This window comes from Sphingomonas sp. EU05-FHT14C10 (assembly GCF_058790595.1).
The window spans coordinates 1-3,526 of the sequence record NZ_JBYTEN010000046.1; the positions used below are offsets into that span (position 1 = coordinate 1).

General features: G+C 62.2%; 3 protein-coding genes. All 3 read left to right on the plus strand.

Translation table 11 applies throughout. The features are described 5' to 3' along the window. On the plus strand, window positions 1-1,586 hold a 1,586-nt coding region (locus AC3WT0_RS19810), incomplete at its 5' end, for a tyrosine-type recombinase/integrase (RefSeq protein WP_299111953.1). Continuing rightward, entirely contained in the window at window positions 1,580-2,494 is a 915-nt protein-coding gene (locus tag AC3WT0_RS19815) for a tyrosine-type recombinase/integrase (protein WP_011540751.1), read from the plus strand. The genes AC3WT0_RS19810 and AC3WT0_RS19815, both read left to right, overlap by 7 nt. Next, window positions 2,491-3,495 carry a tyrosine-type recombinase/integrase gene (locus tag AC3WT0_RS19820; protein WP_024310637.1) on the plus strand — a complete coding sequence of 335 codons (1,005 nt, stop codon included), beginning with the start codon at window positions 2,491-2,493 and terminating at the stop codon, window positions 3,493-3,495. Before AC3WT0_RS19815 ends, AC3WT0_RS19820 begins: the two co-directional genes overlap by 4 nt. Window positions 3,496-3,526: the final 31 nt, after the last annotated feature.

Here is a 3,526-nt window from a genome sequence, read left to right on the forward strand (position 1 = left end):
TACGGTTCCCTCGACCTGAACAAGTCGAAGGAACCAACATGCGATCAAGATCATTATTGTCGTTTCGAGCGGCCCGGCTCCGGGTCGAAGACCCGCCCAGTCACGACGCTCTACTCACCGCATTCCTCTCCTCTCTGTCGCTCGACGAGAGGTCAGGCAGTGCGATTCTGTTTGGCGCTGCGGCCCGTCATTTCCTGCATTGGATGGAACTGCATGGGATCGCGATCCGCACGATCGACGATCGGACCGTTCGGCGGTTCGAGAAGCATCGGTGCCGTTGCCACCGGTATTCGGCGCAGCAGCCAGTCTATAAGGCGGACATTGCAGCGCGAGTCAGGCGCTTCGTCCGCTTCCTGGAGGATCAAGGCTACGTCGGTGTCGACGACGGGATCGACGATCTGCCACGGCACCTCGCCGACTATTTCGATGGGATCGATCGCTTGCAACTCGCGCAAGGACCGGCCCAGTCCTATCGATCCGAGGCCGAGCATTTCGCGGCCTGGCTTCGCATTGCGCGACGACAATGGGCCGATATCGATGACACGATCATCGACCAGTACGGCGCGCATGATTGTCGATGTCCGGTCTGGCGCAAGCGAGGCAAGCTTGTTGCCTCGGGCGCGAAGCGGCGGCGGCGAGGCGCTCGGCACTTCGTCGAGTTCTTGCGCGACCGCGGTGTCATCCCTTCAGTCGAACTGGTGTCGGATGACGACCCGCACATGGCGGCATATCTGGCATGGCTCAAGCAACACCGCGGCGCGACCGATGAGACGATCCGGCGCTACCGGGCCGATATCAGGCGGCTCGCGCCTATGCTCGGCGAGCCTTCACAATGGGATGCAGCCGTCCTCAGACGGGCGTTTCAACAACGAAGCAAGGAGACGCCGGGTTCGGCATCACTGCTCGTCACGATAATACGGAGCTATATTCGGTTCCTGGTCGTGCAGGGTATTTGCCGTCCAGCTTTGTTGCACGCGATCCCATCAGTGCAACGCTACCGTCTTTCGACGCTGCCCCGGCACGTTAACCCGGCAACGATCGAGCAGATCATCGGCGCATGTCCGACTGATCGCCCGGTGGAAGTTCGGGACAAGGCCATCATTCTCCTGCTCGCCCGGCTTGGCCTGCGTGCCGGTGATATTCGGGATATGCACCTCGACGATATCGACTGGCGCTCGGGCCACCTGACGGTCAAGGGCAAGACGCGTCGGCCTGATCGCCTGCCATTGCCTCAGGACGTCGGTGACGCGATCCTGGACTACATTGCCACGGCGCGTCCCAAGACCGCCGATCCGCATCTGTTCGTGCGCGCGCAAGCCCCGTTCCGTTCGTTCCGCTCATCGGCGGAGATCGCCGGCATCGTTGCACGCACGCATGAGCGCGGCGGGATCGAAGGCGTGCCGACCGGATCGCACATTTTCCGGCATTCGCTTGCCACCAACTTGCTGCGCGCGGGCGCAGGGCTGGAGTCCGTTGGAACGATCCTGCGCCACAGCTCGCCCGAGACCACCGCCATCTACGCCAAGGTCGACCTGCCGATGCTCATGAAAATCGCGCAGCCATGGCCGGGAGAACCGTCATGCTGAGCACGCAGATTGCCAGATACGTCTCGCTGTATCGCAGCTTGGGGCGGAAGTTCTCGGAACAGGAACGACTGCTGCGCCAATACGCCGCTTTCGCTGAACGCTTCGGTGACCGGCACACCCGAGTGCAGCGCATCTACGACTGGTGCCACACGGCAAGCTCGCAAAACGTGGCTCGCCATAGGTACGACGCTGCTCGTAACTTCAGCCTTTTCGCTCATGCCGAGGACCCAGACAACGAAGTCCCGCCTGTCGGCGTTTTCGGCCGGGGGAAGCGGCCACGTCCCACTCCGACCATAATCGAAGCGGACCAGGTGCGGGCGATCATGGCGGCGGCATTGAACGTTCCGCCCCATGGCACGATTAGCCCATACACGTACCATTACCTGTTCGGCCTGCTCGCGGCGACAGGTCTCCGGATTTCCGAGGCTCTCGCGCTACAGTGCAACGATCTGGTCGAGGATGGGCTGGTCGTCCGCAACGGCAAGTTCGGCAAGCAGCGACTGATCGCCTTGCAGCCATCGACGCGCCAAGCACTCGAAGCCTACATTGCGATCCGCGCGAAGCACCCGGCCAAGTGTAATGACCTGTTCGTCACTATCCGGGGGCGGGCGCCGCACAAGGTGCGCGCCCACGTCGTGTTCGTCAGGTTGGCCCGGCTTCTCGGATATCGTGGAGCAACCGGTACGGCAGGCATGCGACTCCACGATCTGCGACATACGTTCGCTGTTCGCTCGCTTGAGTCCTGCCCGCGTGACAGGGAGGCCATTGCCCACCACATGGCCGGTCTCAGTGTCTACCTGGGGCACGCGTCGATCGCCAACACGTACTGGTATCTCGAAGCCACGCCAGTGCTGCTGCGCGACATTGCGGCTGCAAGCGAGCAACTTTTTCAAGGAGAAGCGGCATGACGGCGCTTGCTCCCCATCTCTCGGCATATCTGCGGGAACATCTGCCGCGCGAACGCGCCGTCAGCCCGCACACGGTGAAGACCTATGCCAACTGCTTCGTCCTCCTCGTCCAGTTCGCTGCCGATCGGCTGAAGCGCCGACCGACCGATCTCGAGGTTGAGGATCTCGGCACAGACATGATCATGGCCTTCCTCGATCATGTGGAGATCGGCCGCGGCAGCTGCGTGCGGACCCGCAATGGCAGGCTCGCCGCGATCCGATCCTTCTTCCGATACATCGAGTACCGGATTCCAGCCTGCCTCGATCAGGCACTCCGTGTCAGAGCAATCCCGACCAAGAAGACAGACAAGGCGCTGATCGATTACCTCGACCGGGCCGAGATCAAGGCTTTGCTCGATACACCCGATCCCCGGACACGCCTCGGCACCCGTGATCGCGCGATGCTGCATCTTACCTATGCTGGCGGACTGAGGGTGTCGGAACTCGTAACGCTGCAACTGGGCGATTTCCCGGACCGCTCCCTGTCCACCATGCACATCATGGGCAAAGGGCGACGTGAACGGGTCCTGCCGCTGTGGAAGGAGACCCAGATCGCATTGCGCGCATGGCTTGCGATCCGGCCTCAAGTTGAGGTCACCGAGATTTTCCTCAATGCCAACGGGCAGCCGATGACCCGCGACGGATTTGCGTTCCGATTGGCCGAGCACGTCAAGACGGCAGCGACGAAGCAGCCGTCGATCCTTGGGAAGCGCGTCACACCCCACGTGCTTCGTCATTCTTGCGCGATGCACACGCTCGCGGCGACGGGGGACATTCGCAAGGTCGCATTATGGCTCGGCCACGCCAGTATCCAGAGCACCGAGACCTACTTGCGCGCCGATCCCGAAGAGAAGCTGCAGATTCTCGCAGCCCACGGTGCCCCTGCGATCAAGCCGGGGCGCTTCAAGCCGCCTTCCGACGCCTTGATCACAATGCTCACCGACGTTCGAAGGCGGGCCTGACCCGTCTTCGAACACTCCCTCTAACCCGCAT